The organism is Pedobacter nototheniae (assembly GCF_032678625.1).
Classification (GTDB): Bacteria; Bacteroidota; Bacteroidia; order Sphingobacteriales; family Sphingobacteriaceae; genus Pedobacter; species Pedobacter nototheniae_A.
Map to the genome: position 1 here is coordinate 159532 of NZ_JAVTSO010000004.1, position 17896 is coordinate 177427.

11 protein-coding genes are annotated in these 17896 nt (G+C 39.1%); 3 read left to right on the forward strand and 8 right to left on the reverse strand.

The window, feature by feature from the left end; genetic code table 11:
- Positions 1-48: 48 nt before the first annotated feature.
- The gene (locus R2Q77_RS13505; protein WP_316804254.1) at positions 49-1644 is read right to left on the reverse strand and encodes a SusD/RagB family nutrient-binding outer membrane lipoprotein; all 1596 of its coding nucleotides are present in this window, start codon (positions 1642-1644) and stop codon (positions 49-51) included.
- 20 nt (positions 1645-1664) lie between these two features.
- A complete protein-coding gene (locus R2Q77_RS13510; RefSeq protein ID WP_316804255.1) occupies positions 1665-5021 on the reverse strand; it encodes a SusC/RagA family TonB-linked outer membrane protein in 3357 nt (1118 codons plus the stop codon).
- Between the two features lie 218 nt (positions 5022-5239).
- On the opposite strand from R2Q77_RS13510, the gene R2Q77_RS13515 reads away from it, so the two are divergent.
- Together R2Q77_RS13515 and R2Q77_RS13520 are read left to right on the forward strand one after the other, a co-directional pair.
- The gene (locus R2Q77_RS13515) at positions 5240-7657 is read left to right on the forward strand and encodes a TonB-dependent receptor domain-containing protein (RefSeq protein ID WP_316804256.1); all 2418 of its coding nucleotides are present in this window, start codon (positions 5240-5242) and stop codon (positions 7655-7657) included.
- Between the two features lie 159 nt (positions 7658-7816).
- A complete protein-coding gene (locus R2Q77_RS13520; protein ID WP_316804257.1) occupies positions 7817-8317 on the forward strand; it encodes a DinB family protein in 501 nt (166 codons plus the stop codon).
- Between the two features lie 128 nt (positions 8318-8445).
- Here the strand turns inward: R2Q77_RS13520 and R2Q77_RS13525 are convergent, their stop codons facing one another.
- From R2Q77_RS13525 to R2Q77_RS13540, 4 genes are read right to left on the reverse strand one after another with little or no spacing between them, the layout of a single operon-like run.
- Positions 8446-9366 (reverse strand): DUF4625 domain-containing protein, encoded by a 921-nt coding sequence (locus R2Q77_RS13525; protein WP_316804258.1) that lies wholly within the window; start codon positions 9364-9366, stop codon positions 8446-8448.
- Positions 9367-9416: 50 nt separating this feature from the next.
- Complete coding sequence (locus R2Q77_RS13530) at positions 9417-10667, reverse strand: hypothetical protein (RefSeq protein ID WP_316804259.1); 1251 nt, start codon at positions 10665-10667, stop codon at positions 9417-9419.
- 18 nt (positions 10668-10685) lie between these two features.
- Positions 10686-11162 carry a DUF4625 domain-containing protein gene (locus tag R2Q77_RS13535; protein ID WP_316804260.1) on the reverse strand — a complete coding sequence of 159 codons (477 nt, stop codon included), beginning with the start codon at positions 11160-11162 and terminating at the stop codon, positions 10686-10688.
- 11 nt (positions 11163-11173) lie between these two features.
- Positions 11174-13579 carry a TonB-dependent receptor gene (locus tag R2Q77_RS13540; protein WP_316804261.1) on the reverse strand — a complete coding sequence of 802 codons (2406 nt, stop codon included), beginning with the start codon at positions 13577-13579 and terminating at the stop codon, positions 11174-11176.
- 557 nt (positions 13580-14136) lie between these two features.
- Between R2Q77_RS13540 and R2Q77_RS13545 the strand changes: the two genes are divergently transcribed.
- Complete coding sequence (locus R2Q77_RS13545) at positions 14137-14262, forward strand: hypothetical protein (protein WP_316804262.1); 126 nt, start codon at positions 14137-14139, stop codon at positions 14260-14262.
- Positions 14263-14510: 248 nt separating this feature from the next.
- On the opposite strand, the gene R2Q77_RS13550 is transcribed toward R2Q77_RS13545, so the two are convergent.
- Together R2Q77_RS13550 and R2Q77_RS13555 are read right to left on the reverse strand one after the other, a co-directional pair.
- Positions 14511-16379 carry an alkaline phosphatase gene (locus R2Q77_RS13550; RefSeq protein ID WP_316804263.1) on the reverse strand — a complete coding sequence of 623 codons (1869 nt, stop codon included), beginning with the start codon at positions 16377-16379 and terminating at the stop codon, positions 14511-14513.
- Positions 16373-17896, reverse strand: a complete 1524-nt coding sequence (locus R2Q77_RS13555) for a RagB/SusD family nutrient uptake outer membrane protein (RefSeq protein WP_316804264.1) — start codon at positions 17894-17896, stop codon at positions 16373-16375. The genes R2Q77_RS13550 and R2Q77_RS13555 overlap by 7 nt, the downstream gene beginning before the upstream one ends.

Below are 17896 nucleotides of genomic sequence, written 5' to 3' on the forward strand. Positions count from 1 at the left end.
TAATGAATGACTTCACTATAGCTTTTCTTTTTTGAGAAATGGACTGTTTTATTTCGTTAACCAGGTATCTTTAGTTACATCATCATTACCCCCAAATTGCGACTGGATAGCTGATTTGTAATTGGCTGTGTTATTGTTAATTTCATCAACCGGATACTGCCAGCGTACCGGAATTTTACCTACGGGATTAATGCCCGGACCATTGTTTGCAAATGCAGGCACACCTGTTCTTCTCCAGTTGTAGAAAGCTTCCCAACCTGAATTTTCAAAGAAAGCAACATATTTCTGTTGAAGAATCTGGCCCAGGCCATCCGCATTATCGCCTTTATAAACCACATTAGGGTTATTTAAGAAATCAGTAACATTAAACGTAATTCTACCTAACGTTACTCCACCAACATCACCTACATCGTAACCCTGGCCATTTACAATGCCATAAAAGTTTAATGATGCATTAATACCGTTGGTGTACCATGCAGAAGCCGAACCCGATAACCATCCCCGGTTTATGGCTTCGGCAATATTGAAGCACATTTCAGGATAACCTATTAAAATTAAAGGTTCAGGCCCTGCAAATGAGGTATAGTAACGCTTAAAATTTACATAAGAATACATGCCTGCCAAACTGTTTGTTGATAAACTGGCCTGCGTTAAAGAAATATCAGAACCAACGTAAGCTGTAAAATCTGCTACAGTTTTGCCCGCTGCCAGTTGCGCTGGTGCAGGTGTTGCTGCAATAAAGGTTCTTGGATCTTTATTGGCTGTAGTAATGTTTAAATACGTTTTACTTACACTGCCAAATTTGTTGTATGTTTCGTCCGGATTATAAATGTACTTGTTTACCGTAGCATTAAATTTAAAACTCAGGTTATCTGCATTCCCTGTCATAACAGGATATTTTGCAGGATTGGCAATGATGGCCGCAAACTGAGATTTGATATTTAAATCGGCATTATCATCTGCACGTTTACTTAAGGAAATTAATATCCTTAATTTATAAGTGTTAATTACCTTTTGCCACTGCAACTGTGTTAAGCCAAATATATCGCCATCTACCACATTCCCCGGATTGGCAGCTGCCAAAGCACTTATATTGTTATTGGCATCTTCTAATAGTTGCAGTGTATTTTTGTAAACATCGTGCTGACTATCAAATTTTGGCTGAAAAACAGCTGGGTTTCCAGCCTCTGCCATCGGAATATCGCCAACACGCTGGGTTAACCAAATAAAGCTGTATGCCCTAAAAAATTTACCCAAAGCACCATAAATTGTGGCCGTAGAATTAAACTGTTTGGCAGCCTGGCTTTCCATTTTAGTTACATACCTCAACAAATCATAAGCTGTAGCTGTATTACTGAATGCATAGGCATTTTGTCCGCGGTAATAGGAGTCTGATGAAGTATGAAACTGATTCCAGCGCATTACCTGTCCAAAAGGATCTTCTTCTACCGAATTGGCTACCTTATCTACCACGCCACCGCCTTTATAAAAACTCCAGGTAATGTGATTAAGCAATAAAGAGGCCGGAATGGTCGAATTTTCGTTTGCTACATTGGGGTTCGACAGTAAATCTCCCTTTTGACAGCCGGCAACCGAAATTACCAGCACAATCATTGTAGTTATTTTTAAGATATATGATTTCATCTTGTTTATCATTTTAAATATTAAAAGCCTATGTTAACATTGAAACCGTAACGGCGTGCAGTTGAACTTTGCAAATCAGACTGTTTACCGCCCAAACTTCTGTTGGTTAGGTTAAAGCCAGAAGCGTACTGATCAAGATCGATATCTTTACGTTCGGCGAAATACAACAGGTTACGACCTACTAATGAGAATGTTGCAGAACGAACAAAGGTTTTTTCGAGCCATTTTTTAGGAAGACTATAACCAATTACCACTTCGCGAAGTTTAAGGTAAGAGCGGTTAACCATAAAAGGTTCATCAAAAGAACCATATACACCATTCTGGATGTAACTTCTTAAGGTTACTGCTTTAGCATTTGGTGCAAAAGTTAACTGATCGTAATTATCAATTTTACCATTTGTATAATGTGGCGTACCCGATGTTATAACTACACCAGAACCAACCATGGCCGCAGTTGCAGCTCCGGTACCACCATTAGTACTTTGCCATTCTTTTAAACGGGCATCACCATATTGCCCTTCAACCAATTCCATTGCGTTTCCTGCATTCATCATCTGCGCATAAACATAATCGAAGATTTTTCCACCCGAACGCCCGTCTAATTGAAAGCTAAAACTGAGGTTTTTGTAGGTAAAACGGTTGTTAAAACCAAATACAAAATCAGGGTTTGCATAACCTAAAAATTGGTTACTGTTAATGCCTGCCTGTTGGGCCAGCGGAAGACCACTTGCATCATGAATAACCTGACCATCAGGTGCACGTACATAAGCACGTCCATAAAAAGCATCCAAACGTTCGCCAACTTTATAATTATGCCCGTTAATTGGTAAGGCATCAACACTGCCATAAATTTCTTTAAGCGTTTCTTTATAGGTTGAAACATTTGCCATTACATCCCATGAAAAACCACCAGAGGTTTTAACCGGTGTACCCGTAACTGATAATTCCCACCCTTTCTTTTGAGACGTGATGGCATTTACACTTTGCGTGGCATAACTGGTAGAAGGTGCTACAGCAAGTTGGTAAATAAGCGGTCCGTTTATGGAGGTAAAGTATGTAAACTCTGCGCCTAACCTGTTTTTTAAAAATTTAACATCTACACCCGCTTCATACGATTTCACGTTAAAAGGTTTAATGCTCGCATTTGCAATATTTTTAGAATAATCTACCGATGGGGTGTTGTTATAATAAGTAGTTGCACTGTACGAATTCTGGTTATCATAAGATGGCCCGTCATAAGAAGATATTAATTCCGTACCGTAACCACCATAGGTACCACCGCCTAAAAGCGAACCAACCGTATTGCCTGTTAAAGCCTGGTATGCCGTACCAATGGTTGGATTGGTTAACCCACCTTTTACATCAGCAAACGATCCCCTGAATTTTAAGAATGAAATAAAAGACGGAAGTTTTGCATAATCTGAAACCACCGTACTTAGTGAAACGGATGGGTAAAAGAATGTACTGTTTCCTTTTGGCAAGGTAGAAAGATTATCTACCCGGCCTGTGGTATTAATATTTAACCAGTTTTTAACCCCCAAATCTACAGAGTAGTAACCACTGTATACCTGCATTTTTGAACCAAAAGTGTATCCTTTAATTGGCCCTTTGGAATTGGCGAAATTGTAAACATTCGGAATGTTTAACGCAAAAGTGGTTTCCCAGTTAGAACTGTATTCGAAAGTACGCAAGTTTCCACCTACCGAGGCACCAATATCTAACCAATCGCCAACTTTATTGTTGTAATTAGCCAAAACATCATGATTATGCTCCATTAACCTGCGCTGATCTTCGCGGTAATCGCCATACCAGATGTTATAAACCCCGCCGGTTTTATTAAAATAGTAATCGTTAACATACTGATTTAAATTGGTGGATGGCGGAACTTTCTCTGTACGCAACTGGTTCCAGGTAGTAATTTGTGTACGGGCTAAAAAGTTTAAATGTTCATCAACTTTATAACTTAACTTGGCGTAACCATTAATGTCAGTTTTATTATGGCTGTGCAACCACTCGTTGGCCGTAAAATATGGGTTATTGTGCCTGCCGTACTCCACAAAGTTTTGAACCAAGTCTTTTCGTCCGCCCGCTCCTCCCCAGTAATCTTTTACTTCTTCAATATCCCAGTTGGCCGATCCATATACTTTAAATTGATATACATAACTGTTTGGGCCGTAAGATACATCAGGAATATTTGGGGTATACTGGGAGTTGAAGTTTAAACTTCCTTCAAATTTCAGTTTATCGTTAAACTTGTAACCGCCTGATAAGGCAAAATTATCGATGTTTAACTTGGTATTTGGCGACATGCCCTTTTGGTAAGTGTGTGTAATCGACGCTCTAATGTCATATTTATCGCCTGATGCGCCAATGGCAATGTTATTGGTAGAAAGCACGCCGGTTTCCATAAAGTTTTCGAAGTTATTGGCTCCTTTTGCCAACCATGGCGTTAAAGTACGTTTGCCGCTGGCATCAAGTGGGCTATTGTATTGCGCAACACCCTGACCATCAAACTTTGGCCCCCAAATATTTGTTCTTCGGTAACTTCCATCCAAATCATACAAATCGTTGCCATAGGCATATTTGTAATCATTACCGTAACCATATTGGGTTTGAGTTTCAGGTAAGGCTACAAAACCACTTTCCAGTGAAGTACTACTGTTTACATCAACTGTAAAACCCCGGCCATCTTTCGATCCTTTTTTGGTGGTGACTAAAATGGCACCATTCTGGCCTCTTGAGCCATAGAGGGCCGCCGCATTAGGGCCTTTTAATACGGTATAAGTTTCAATATCATCGGCGCTGATGTTCCAGGTATCTGAATTTACAGGAACACCATCCACTACAAATAACAAATCGGTGCTTCCCCTTAAAACCAATTGTGGCCTGCCCAGCATTTCGGCATTACCGCCAACGGTTAAACCGGCAACCTTACCTACCAATGAATTAATTGCATTGGGATCGCGGGCTTTTACAAGTTCCGACCCCTTAACCTCTTGTGTAGAATAACCTATTTTTTTTGTTTCTTTTCTAATACCCAAAGCCGTTACCACCACATCGGATAATAAGTTGGCATCATTATTAAGTGAAACAGACAGGTTTGTTTCATTGCTTAAAACAATTTGCTGGGTTACAAAGCCGATAGACGAAACTGTTAATATTTGTCCTTTTTCGGCTGAAATAGCGAAGGTACCGTCAGATTGGGTTGAAGTTCCGGTTTTGGTACCTTTTATCATAATGCTAACACCAGGCATTATGCTCTGGGTTTCATCTTTTACGATCCCTTTGTACTGAATCTTTTGGGCAAATGTGATTATGGATGCCATTACAAGCATAACAACCATACACATCTTTACGATAAGTAAGTTTTTTTTCATGAGCATTTCTTTAATGATTAGCTGCACGAAAGTAGAGCAGATACGTTACCGTAATGTTTGTGTTACAATACCAAATCGTCAGTATATTGTTAATTACAGATCACTAAATCGTATAAATGCTACGTTGTGTTAAGAAATTGAAAAATTAACATCCAACACCTCGTTCAGATTCTCTTCAGATTTGCCTTCTATCTTTCAGGCGGAAAACTTTTAAGATTATGAAAATTTATAAGCGAATATTAAGGCTCTTATGCCTTTCTATATTCCTGCTGGCTGATGAAGTATGCGCACAGGAAAAATTAATAACCATTTCTGGACAAATAAAAGATGCAAAAAACAAAAACACACTTCCTTTTGCCAATCTTGTGCTGAAAACCAACGATGGGTTTATTTCAGGTACGGTGAGCGACGACAATGGTCGATTTACCTTTAAAGATTTAAAACCTGGCGATTATAGCCTCCAAATGAGTATGATGGGCTACCAAATGCTCATTAAAGAAATCAACATTGGTTCTTTAAGTCCCTTTCTTGATCTGGGTGTGCTCGAACTTTTAGAAGATGCTAAAACCCTTCAAACGGTTAACATCCAGGGTTCGCTAAATGAAGGGGTTTCTTCGGCTATGGATAAAAAATCATACGATTTAAGTAAAAACACCAGCCAATTGGGCGGTTCGGTTTTACAAGCCATGCAGAATTTGCCGGGCGTTACTTTACAAGATGGAAAAGTACAGCTTAGAGGAAACGATAAAGTTGCTGTGCTGATTGATGGAAAACAAAATGCAATTACCGGTTTCGGAAGTCAGACCGGACTTGATAACATTCCCGCATCGGCCATAGAAAGAATTGAAATCATAAATAATCCATCTTCCAGGTATGATGCAAATGGCAATGCCGGAATTATTAATATTATTTACAAAAAGAATAAACAGCAAGGTTTTAATGGAAAACTAAGTATGAGTACCGGTTTGGGCGCCTTATGGGTAAGAAAGCACAATCTTCCTGATGTTGCACCACAATATGAGGCAACGCCGAAGTTTAACCCTTCACTTTCGTTAAATTATAGAAAAAACAAGTTGAACACCTTTCTCCAGGCAGATTATTTATATACGCAAACCTTAAATAAAAACGAATTTGCCCAACGGATTTACGAAGATGGAACGGTTATTAACCAGCAGGTAAAACGAAACCGGACCACAACCTTTTCTACTGTTAAAACTGGTGTTGACTATAATCCTGATGAGTATAACAGTTTTACGCTTTCGGGTTTCTTTAACCGTGAAAAAATTACCGACAATGGCGACATTCCCTATTTCAACAGTGATTTTACCCTACGCAACCGTTTATGGCAATTTCTTGAAGATGAGGTTAAATACACAGCAACCGGATCGGCCGTTTACCAGCATAAATTTGCCCAACCCGGGCATACTCTGAGCGCAGGTTTTAATTATACCTGGCACCGGGAAGATGAAAAATACTTTTTTACTAACATTATGCCCGCTTATACCGGGAAAGATTCTTTTAAACTACTTTCTGATGAGCGTGTGGCAGATGTAAATATAGATTATGTTCGTCCGCTTAAACAGGGAAGATTAGAGGCAGGCTTTAAATACAGAAACCGATCTATCCCTACTGATATGCAGTTTTTTCCGGGAATTAATTCGCCTATTGATGTAAATGCCGGCGGTTGGGCCAGTTATGGAGAAAATATCCCCGCTGTTTACGGTAATTATGTTTATGAAAGTAAAAAAATTGAAGTTGAGGCTGGAGTGAGACTGGAATATGCAAAAATTAACTACCAGGTAAACCCAAACCACAATACTTATAAAAGTGATGGGTACAACTATTTCAGGCCTTTTCCTAATCTGCGTTTTGCATACAAATTAAACGATCAGAATAAAATCAGTTTATTTTACAATCAAAGGGTTGATAGGCCAAACGAAGTTGATATTCGCATATTTCCAAAATACGATGAGCCTGAATTATTAAAGGTTGGAAACCCTACATTACGGCCACAATTTACCCATGCAATAGAACTTGGATATAAATACAACTGGAATAATGGTTACCTATACGGTGCTGCCTTTCATAAAATGATAAACGGAACAATTACACGCATTGCAACCATTGTGCCGGGTAATACCATTATTTATAATATTTTTCAAAATGCCGGACGGAGCTTTAATAGCGGGGCAGAGTTGCTATTGCAGCAGCAAATAAATCCCTGGTTCTCTTTTAATTTGAGTACATCCGTTTACCAAAACAGCATCAATGCTTTTACCATCGTAAATCAATATCCTGTACCTACAACTTATACCATGCCCAAAGAATCGATGCTATCGGGCAATGTTAAATTTAACGGGCAATTTAAGTTAACAGGTAAAACCGATATTCAGCTTTCGGCCACTTATTTAGCACCCGATATTATTCCACAAGGTAAAATCGGTTCCAGGTTTTCTACAGATATGGGCATAAAAAAACAAATCCAAAAAGGCAAAGGAGAACTTTTTCTTAATGGGACGGATTTACTCAATACCCTAAAAATTAGAAAAGAGATTACCGGAAATGGCTTCAGGTTAAACAGCACAGACTATTATGAAACTCAGGTTTTCAGGATTGGTTACAGCTATAAATTTTAAGCATAAAGCGATTAGATCAATGCTAATGATTTGGACCAGAAGAAAAATAATATTTTTTTGGATTGGTCCAATCAGAGCCAATCAATTTTTAAATAATAATGAATAAAACTTGTGCAGCTTTTCCTTTATTTGCATTTTGCGGCACAAAACATATATCCCATGTATCGCAGCATAAATGATTTCCTTGAAAACTGGAAAAGTGAAGAAGAAATGACCCTGAAAATTTTCGGACTCATTACGAACGAAACGAAAAATACAATTATTAATGAGCATGTGCGCAGTTTGGGCCGTTTGAGCTGGCACTTAACCCAAACCATAATGGAAATGGGCAAACATGCCGGGATTTTTGCTGAGGATAACTTAGAAGGTTTACCTGTTCCGGATTCGATGGAGGAAATTATAGAAAGCTATAAAAACACTTCCGAATTTCTATGCCGCAATGTAAACTTAAAATGGACGGATTCTGCACTGGAAAACCTTGTACCTATGTATGGTGAAGATTGGGAAAAGGGTAAAATCCTGCATGTTTTGCTGGTACATCAAACCCATCATCGTGGTCAAATGACGGTAATTATGCGTATGCTGGGCTTACCGGTAGCTGGCATTTACGGCCCTACAAAAGAAGAATGGCAGGCCATGGGAATTCCCGCTATGGAATAAAGAAAAATAGTGTTGCCCGTTTTCTTTCACCACTCGCCTCTAACTAAATAAGGCATTAACTTAAAACTTAAGCTATAAAATTCACAAAAAAGTCGTCATTACTGACGACTTTTTTTTGTGAATACTAATTATTGATAATCAATTGTGATGGGTATTGATTTAAAAACATTTATGTTGTGCGTTGTATTTTTATAAAGGATAACCCAGTTGTATTGACCAGATTCCCAGGCCTTTTCTCCGGTAACCTGATTTGCCTGAGGTTCATTATTATCATTTACTGCACCTACAATGATAGACTCGCCACCCCAAACGCCATTAACTTGTTTTAAAGTTGTTGTTTTCGAAGCTGCAGGAAGCCCTTTATGCGCTACTTTTGAAATTACTATGGCTTTACTCAAATCAAGGTTATCGATACTTTCGGGATAATAATTACTTTTTTTCTTTATCAAAACAGAATAAAGTATTCCATCATCCTTTATCTCACTAATTTGTGCATGCAAGGTTAATTCATCCCCTTTTTTAAAAATCAGTTCCTTTTCTACAAAGGTATCTGTATAGTAAATAAGCGTACCATTTCTGGAAACAAAATCACGCCCGATTTTAGGATCAACAGGCATATTTGCGGGATCGGTAATGGTTAGGGTTTCCTTTAATTCCAGTTTACTCCCGTTTTCATCGGTTACCGTAAAATAAAAATCATACTTACCTTCGGGTGCATCGGCCGGAATGGTAAAGTGTTTATGCACGTTTGTATTCTTTGCACCTTTGTATTCGTCCCAAACCAGTTCAAATTTCCAGTTTTCAGTATACGTTTCGCCACTTTTTTGTTTAATATCCAATCGCACATCGCCAATTTTAGTAACAGCAAGTACATCGGCATTAAAATGGAAATCCCTGCCCCGCAGTGCACTTTTATTATTTGCAGTTCCGATTTCTATGTTTTCTGCGGTAGGTTTCAACTTTGGCACCTCATTTTCACTATCCTTTTTACAGGCCGAAAACATGGCACCAATAAACAATAAGGCTAACAGTATTTTTTTTGCATTCATTTTTAATGGATTTTATAGTCTACAATAGATTTAATTGGTTTTAGCAGGTTTTAGTCGTTATGCCCGCTATTGCTTTCGAAACCGAATAAAGTAAGTTTCACCGGACGGGCAGATACTTTGTGTTTAATCACCTTACTAAAATCGTCAAGGCTAATCTGTAAAACCTCTCCGGTAGCGGGATTTGCAACGTAAGCAAACTTTGCTGTTGCTTCCAGTACAGGTTTATAGGTATCTGTGGCATTTACAGCAGATAAAATGCTACCTTCTTTTTTAAGTGTTCCTGTACCAAGCTCATAAATTCTGAGTTTTCCATCCAGCGTTAGCACGACAAGATTTTTACCGGCATAATCAACTTTGCATTGAAAAGCATCAGCACCAGCGTACATAGGTGTAATTTTATGCATTGCAACATCAATTAAATACGCGCCTTTTGCTGCCACATAACCAATAAATTTCTTTGCAGATTCTGCGTACAGTATCGTTCCGAAGCGATAAGCACCAAATCCATCCGGGTTGGCAAGAAAACGTTGCGCACCGCTCTGGTTAACCACCAGCACGCCGCCAGCACTTGCAGCCGAGGTGGCATAAGCACCAAACACGGCATTTACCCCATCGCTTGCATTACCATGTATGGCACCCACTTCTACCGTTGAAGGAAATAATGTTGTACCGTTTTTATCAATTACAATTGCCCTTGTTGGCGATGCGCCTGAACTTGCAGCCGATGTAACCGCATAGGTTCCGTTTAAAAATTGTGCCATAGCGCCATGGTGAGGAAGTAATCCAGCATTTATGGTTTTAAATTTTGCCCCTTTTGTATTAAAATCCGCATCATTTCCTAAACTAAGTGTACCCGCCCCATCGTTAAAAATTAAAGACTCTTTTTCTCTGCTTTTAAAATGGGTTGGTTTAATCCCATCTGCCGTAATTGAAGCCCATTTTGCTACTCCATCCACATCAACATGATCTATGTGCGATTGAAGCCCGCTGTCGAATACTTCTACCAGGTTCTGACTTTGGTACAACACTGCTGCATACCTGCCGGAAGCGGTACCATACAGGTTTGCAAGAGGATATTTTCCATCAAAAGCACTTACCTTCCCTTCAAAGGGATTAACCTGCGAAATAACCGGACTCAACTCATCGGCCACCAAAATGCGCAGGTATTTATACTCCTTATTACTGTTATTTACAGGCTCAGGAATTGTTTCCTGCTTGTCTTTTTTACAGGCGGTAAATGCAGCACTAATGGCTACTACAAATGCAATACGTCTAAATGTTTTTCTTGTTTTTAACATCATGATTGGTTTAAATTTTTATTAATTAATTTTTATACTAAGTCCTTTTATGGTTTGCCAGCCTTCTTTATCCGTTAATCTGATCAGGAAATGATAATCTCCGGCATCTACATCGGCGGGTACACTTATTTCCTGTGCAACGCGGAAAGTTTTTTGTCCGGCAGGAACGGTAAAATCCTTGATGAGGAGGAAAGGTTTAACCGGAGTTTTAACGGCTTCTAAACTACAGTCTACTACTTCCGTACTGTGCGTATGATGATCGAAATTGTGGTGAATATCAACACTTACCGATCCCAGTTCGCGGTTATCGCTTAGCGTAGCAACGAACATAAACTTGCTGCCTCTTTTCAGCACACTGCATTGTTTGGGAAATGCATCCTGCGCAGTAACATCAATTACCGGATAAATGGTGTCTATCTCTTCAGCATCTTTTTTACAACTGTTTAAAAGCATAACCAGCCCTGCAACAAAGGCTAATACTTTGGTTTTTTTTCTCATGGTGTATATTATTAATGATTTAACTGTTTGCGAAGGTTAAAGGGTATGCGGAGCGAAAGCACCAGGTTCCGTCCTTGTTCGGGTAAGCCAATAAGGCGGTAAAAACTGGTATGATTGAGGTAGCGGGTATTAAAAACGTTTTGCACCTGAAGGCTGATGTTTGCCTGCTGTTTGGCTATAAATACTGATGTGCCTGCCTGAATGTTGAACAGACTGTACGAACTGGTTTTGCGCTCTGGTGGTACAATGTTATTTTGTGCAGCGGTTAAGCGGTAATCTATAGAGAGGTAGGGATGAGCGGTTCCGCTTTTACGTTTATAAGTTAGGTTCCATAGAACTGAAGCGGGTGGCGAAAAAGGTAAAGTATAACCCTTCTTATCGCCTGATAGCTGTTTTGCATAAAGATATTCGGCCAGCACCTCAGCACTCAGGTTATTTGTAAGGGTTGATTTAAGTTGTAATTCTCCGCCATACCTAAATACACAGCTTTGTGCATATTGAAATACCTGGTTACCCGCACCATAAAAATAATCGTGCTTTGATGTTGGGTTTAAATAAATGTAATTGGGAAAATAATTTACAAAAGGGCTAAACTGAACGGAGAACTTTTCTCTTTTCCATAAAACGGAAGCATCTAACTGGTAGGATTGCTCAGGATCGAGATTTGAATTGCCTTTTTCGTAACTGAAATAATGATAATTAACCCCATTTGCCCCAAGTTCTTTTGCAATTGGCACCCGAAAACTCTTTCCTAAGTTTCCTTTTAGTTCTACCTCTTCCGTTACATAGTTTATCCCAACTGACCATACTAAACTGTTAAAGTTGCGTTGCAAATTTTCTGACCTAATAAGCTGCTGGCTGGAGGTTGTTTGATTGCTTACCAATTCAGAATAGAACCAGTCGGCATAACGAAACATAGAAAGGTTAGTATAATCGTAACGCAAAGCCCCTTGAAGCAATACGCGCTCACTTAGCTTTAACTTGTCGTGAATAAATGCACCAGCGCTTTGCTGATTAAAAGCGGGCACTAAAAAACTCCAGCCATTAATCTGGTTTTTCTGTATTTCTCCGTTAAGGCCAAACATTAACTGATGTGCGCCCAGCAAAAGTTTTTCTCTTAAATTTAGGGTGTAAACCGATTTATCAAACTGCCTTTCCATATCGATAGGTATACCCAAATCAACCGGATAAATGGCGGGCATATAACCGTGATTAACGTAATGATTAAACTCCTGCCTGAAATTACGCTGGTAACCTATTTCGGCTTCGAACCGATTTAAACCATGTTCTACAGTTGTTCTGTTGCTAAACTTAAAATGGTTAACCCTTTGCGATGGCATTAAAACATCGCGACTGTTACTATCGTGCAATTCTGTATCCACCCTTCTTGGTTCTAAACCATGCGCATTTGCAAAAAAACCACTTTTACTGTATAGGTTACTGATGTAAAATATCGACCTGAATTTTTGACCTATATAACCCGAGCTGAAGTGTAGCCCGGTTTCCCGGCCTGCTGTATTACGGAGATGATTTTTATACAGTGGTACGGCATAATCGTAAACATAAAGCGTATCGGCCGGAACCCTGTAATCGCCATAGTTCTGATCAGTAGCCCTCAGATCGAAAAAATATTTCTGTTTCCTTGCATACAGATTTACTGAAGTACCATATAGATTATTATTAGATTTTCCAATTAAATCTATACTGCCACCAATGCTTTCGGCAGCCGGTACTGTAGCAGGCTTTATGTTAATGGCGCCGGCAATGGCATCAGAGCCGTAAGCAAAAGAAGCTGCACCTTTTAAAAGCTCAACCTCATCTGCTGCAAACTGATCAATTTCAAGCCCATGGTCTGCTCCCCACTGCTGGCCTTCGTGTTTTATGCCTTTATCAACAACCACAACTCTGTTGAAACCCAGGCCTCTGATTAGTGGTTTTGACTGGCCTGATCCAATTCCGATGGTTTTAATCCCTGGAAGACGTTCCAGTGTTTGCATTAAACTACCCCCAAGATTCTGCCGTATGAAATCACTTTTAACAACTTCTATAGTTAAAGATTCTGTTCTCCTTCTTTCCTCCTGTCGTTTATCGTTAATGGTAATATCATTTAACTGAAAACCCATCCGATGAAGCGTGATGGACAAATTGATATTTTGCACAGAAATTTCGACCTTTTGGTTTACGGTTAAATAGCCATTTAAAATGCATTCTAAAGTATATGTGCCGGATGTTAATTCAATATCTACTATACCTTTATGGTCACTAATTTCTTCCTGTAAAGGCTTAAACAACCTGATTTTAGCTCCTTTTAAGGCTTTATTTGTCGTATCGGTTATGTTTATATGAAGATTATACTTTTGGGCATAGGTACCCAAAGTGAGAAATACGCTACAGCATAGCATAAATATTTTTAGCATCGTAAAATAAGCCTTATAAGGCAAGAAAATACCGCAGCACAAAGCGGACTCGGGTTAATAAAAATTAGTTAAAAGGCATGGTTACAGAAGAATTTCTGCAGGGTAATGGAAATACAAAAAAAGTAATTCCTGGCTATGCGTTTAGGGCAGGCGGACCTTTGTTACTAAATCCCTGAAGGGTAAATTTATAATTGCCTAAAATGAAGCCGTATAGAAAAATGGAAACAATAGGTTTTAAACTTATAAAAGAAACAGGTAGAACGTGGATGAAGTCTTTACTACTTTTATGGAAATAATATGCGCAAATATCACATTTTTCGGGTGCGTAAACAATTTCTCTGTCATCCGTTTTTGGTATTGAACGATGGTGGTTGTGTAAAAGGCCTGCGAAAATTATAAACATAAAAACGGCAGCAAGCAGCATAGAAACGTGCTGCAGTACGAAATGGTGTTTATGTTTTTCCGATCTTTCCAATTGCAACAAAGATGCAATAAAATTTGATTAAAAAAAATTATGCTTGTTAATTTTAACTTTTGGTTGGTGTTATCACCAATCAATGAAGATAATACCAGCCATAGGGAAATATGGAATGGTGCGGATAGTATTCTATTTAAAACAACAGATTGCTTCACCCTCGCGTTTAAACCTCTTCTTCGTTCGCAATGACGACCGGATTATTTAACTTAACTTTTGGTTGGTGTTATCACCAATCAATGAAGATAGGTGATGATAAAACCAGCCATAGGGAAATATGGAATGGTGCGGATAGTAGTCTATTTAAAACAACAGATTGCTTCACCCTCGCGCTTAAACCTCTTCTTCGTTCGCAATGACGACCGCATTATTTAACTTTTGGTTGGTGTTATCACCAATCAATGAAGAATAACGACCGGATTATTTTATGTCATTGCGAACTAAAGTTTAGGATTTTTAGCGCTTATCTGTGTTTAAATGATAAGCCTGAAGTATTTTATAAAAAATTTGATTGTTAGAATAAATACCTCTGAAATCTTCGGCACCCGGGCCATAAGCAAAAACCGGCACCATAATATTGGTGTGATCGTTGGTACTAAATTCTCCCCGAATCATTCCTTTTTCAAGTTCAGTATCTAAAAGTGTTAAACCACCCGTTTCATGATCGGCGGTTACAATTACAAGAGTTTCGCCATCCTGATCAGCAAAGCGCAATGCGGCTTCTATCGTTTTATCAAAATCATGCAGTTCAGTCACTACATAAGGTAAATCGTTAACATGTCCACCATAATCAATTTGTGCTCCTTCTGTCATGATGAAGAAACCAGATTTGTTTTTATTCAGCATTTCTATGCTATGTACAAGAGATTGTTTTAGCATATCTCCCCTTCCTTTATACACCGGACGAGTAGTGGAATCGGGTAATAAAACCAATTGCTTTCCATTACTTTGTCTGGTAAAATTGGTCATACTTGTACTTACCTGAAAACCCTTTTTATCAAGCTGTTGCAACAAATTGAGGTTTTTATTTTTGTAAAAACTCTTTTGGTTAGAGCCAACTAAAATCTCCACTTTACTTTGCAATAAATCTTGTGCAATTTCGCTGCTCATTGCCCGGTCTAACTGATGTGCATAAAAAGCTGCAGGTGTGGCATCCGTAATATCGCCCACACTAATTACAGCACTTTTAATTCCGTAATTAGCAAGGGTATCAACTAAATTAGTTCTTCGTAAATTATCAGGCCCTAAGCCAATATACCTGTTGTTGGTTTTAAAACCTGTAGCTAAAGCGGTTCCACCTGCAGCCGAATCGGTATTGCCCGCATCAGCTGCGCTGGTTTGTGCAAAGCCAATATTGTGTACCCTTGCTAAATTTAAATCGCCATGATTGGCCATCAAACCCGCATGAATTTGGGCCAGTCCCATGCCATCACCAATTAAGAGTATAACATTTTTAACAGGTTTATGCAGCCCGTCGCTTTTGTAAGTGGGCGTATAAACCGGATAAGGTGTAGCGTTGGTATAAGTAAGTTTAGCTTTGTTCTGGTAAAAATCACGAAGTTTTACAGGCTGATCCGTATTAATCCAGTCTACTCCCAATCTTTCGAGTACAATCCAGGTGTTTGGACTATCCTGTGTGGCCCAAAACCTGAAAGGTTTACCCTGCTCATGGGCTTTATTAATAATTTCTGTTAAATGTATTTCATCTGTTTTAGTCGGGTTACCCTTTCCATTCCATTGTGTATGATTTTTAAGGTCATCACTAATCATTGCTACACGTTTCAACTCTTCCTTGGTATAGGTAATGTAAGGACGGCCATCAAAAGAAAGCTGTTCCGAATAATTTTTAAAATCGGCTGGTTTAGGCACATCACCACTTACTGCAATACTAATGGCTCCGGCTTTCTGATTTCCATCAAATACTGCCGGGTAAGCTTTTAACTCCTTTAGTAATTGTGGCAGTACGTGCTGGTAATCTTGTTTTACATCAATAACCAATTGCAATTTTAAAGAAGCATTTTTATACGGATGATTACCATTGGCTTTATAAAAGGCTGCCAGCGGATCGAGATATAGTTTTTTTAACGTAAGTCCAAGTTTTATCTCGGTACTATCATGTGCTACGTATAACTCGCCGTTTCTTAAAAAAACATCGGCTTCAATAGAACCCATTTCGGCATAATAAGCCGTTAACAGGGGAATATTCTGCTTATAATCATTGTGGCTGTGACCACGGTTTGCGTTTAATGCAGTTTGTGCAGAAACAGAATTTAGTGCCAACCCAAAGGTTAGCACTAAACAGTTTATCCATATTTTTTTTACCATCCTGCGTTTTGTTTTATTACCCCGGCGCTGTTGTCAATTTCTTTTTGTGGCACGGCCCAAACATCATGTACCTGCGGGTTAAATGCCCTTGCCGGCCAAATTACATTACCTCCCGAATCGTGCAACGGTTTTGCATAAACTGCCTGTGCATCGCCCCATCTTACTAAATCGCGGTGACGATCGGCCCACTCTCCTGCCAGTTCATTGCGACGTTCGCGTTTAAGGTCATCTATCGTCATTCCTGCTTTGGTACCTAAGCCTGCTCTAACCCTTATTTTATTCAACTCTGTATCGCCTGCACCTGCTCCGCTTAACATAATGGCCGCTTCGGCCTTAATTAACAATACTTCGGCATAGCGCATTAAGGGTACGTTTAAATCAGTTGTTCCGTTGTCACCATTTGGGTTTACATGTGTAGGAATTGGATTGGAATAAGAAAAAGGTTCCATATATTTTTTAAATTGATAATCAGACGTTGCTCCTGCATCTTTTGTAAAGCTGCGTTCCTGGCCAAAGAACATAAATTTATCGTCAGTTTTTAAAATAGTAGCTTCTCTGCGCTGATCGCCTGCTTCGAAAGAGTCGTATAATTCTTTAGTTGGTAAATAATAACCCCAACCATTGTAAATGCCCCAGGCTTTGTTGGTTAGCATTACGCCCGGTAATTTACTCCCCCAACCTGTACCGCCACCGCTTGGTGTACAAACCACCGACCAGATGTATTCTTTTGACCAGTTGTTTGATGCTTTAAACACATCTGCAAAACTGGTTTTAACCAAATCGTGCTGACCTGAACTGATGACCATATCGGCATATTTTGCAGCATTGGCATAATCCTTTTTATAAAGATAAACTTTTGAAAGGTAAGCCCATGCAGCTGTTTTATGTGCTTTACCGTAATCCTCGGCTTTCATTGCAGAGAAAAAAGGCAAATTATCAGCGGCTTTTAATAACAACTGGATGATGTAATCATAATTTTCGTTTACATTTTTGGCGCGGGGTACTGCTAATGAGGCATCAGTTTCGGGCGTAACAATTGGCACGCCGGCTTTTTCATTACCGTAGTTTGCAGCTAACTGAAAGTAAACTAAGCCTGCATTAAAATAAGCGTCGCCAATAATTTGTTTTTTTAATGCTTCATCCATCTGTATTTTCGGAACGTTAACAATAATATCGTTGGCTCTTTTAATTACAGCGTAACGCATGCCCCATTGGCTTTCGGTATACCCGCCACCAATATAGGTGCGGTTAAAGTTTTTAATATTATCGGCTTCGGGTTTGTTACGGCCTGTTACCATATCATCACTGGCGTTGATAAACCAAAACATGCCACGGCCATAATAATCCTCTTCATTATATTTTTCGTACATGCCGCCTTCTGCTTTCAGGGCATCTTCTTTGGTTTTCCAGAAGTTTTGTGCTGAAGGAGAACCCTCAGGCGTAATATCGAGCTGTTTTGTACAAGAACTGAATAGCGCAAGGGCTGCTAAAGTCAAGCATTTTATATTTATTTTCAT

What these genes read in the sequence shown, in the direction of transcription:
- R2Q77_RS13535 (WP_316804260.1), bottom strand. Translation starts at nt 11,162, where the DNA reads ATGAGAAAAAAAACCAAAGTATTAGCCTTTGTTGCAGGGCTGGTTATG.
- R2Q77_RS13540 (WP_316804261.1), bottom strand. Translation starts at nt 13,579, where the DNA reads ATGCTAAAAATATTTATGCTATGCTGTAGCGTATTTCTCACTTTGGGT.
- R2Q77_RS13550 (WP_316804263.1), bottom strand. Translation starts at nt 16,379, where the DNA reads ATGGTAAAAAAAATATGGATAAACTGTTTAGTGCTAACCTTTGGGTTG.
- R2Q77_RS13555 (WP_316804264.1), bottom strand. Translation starts at nt 17,896, where the DNA reads ATGAAAATAAATATAAAATGCTTGACTTTAGCAGCCCTTGCGCTATTC.
- R2Q77_RS13510 (WP_316804255.1), bottom strand. Translation starts at nt 5,021, where the DNA reads ATGAAAAAAAACTTACTTATCGTAAAGATGTGTATGGTTGTTATGCTT.
- R2Q77_RS13525 (WP_316804258.1), bottom strand. Translation starts at nt 9,366, where the DNA reads ATGAATGCAAAAAAAATACTGTTAGCCTTATTGTTTATTGGTGCCATG.
- R2Q77_RS13505 (WP_316804254.1), bottom strand. Translation starts at nt 1,644, where the DNA reads ATGAAATCATATATCTTAAAAATAACTACAATGATTGTGCTGGTAATT.
- R2Q77_RS13530 (WP_316804259.1), bottom strand. Translation starts at nt 10,667, where the DNA reads ATGATGTTAAAAACAAGAAAAACATTTAGACGTATTGCATTTGTAGTA.
- R2Q77_RS13545 (WP_316804262.1), top strand. Translation starts at nt 14,137, where the DNA reads ATGAAGATAATACCAGCCATAGGGAAATATGGAATGGTGCGGATAGTA.
- R2Q77_RS13520 (WP_316804257.1), top strand. Translation starts at nt 7,817, where the DNA reads ATGTATCGCAGCATAAATGATTTCCTTGAAAACTGGAAAAGTGAAGAA.
- R2Q77_RS13515 (WP_316804256.1), top strand. Translation starts at nt 5,240, where the DNA reads ATGAAAATTTATAAGCGAATATTAAGGCTCTTATGCCTTTCTATATTC.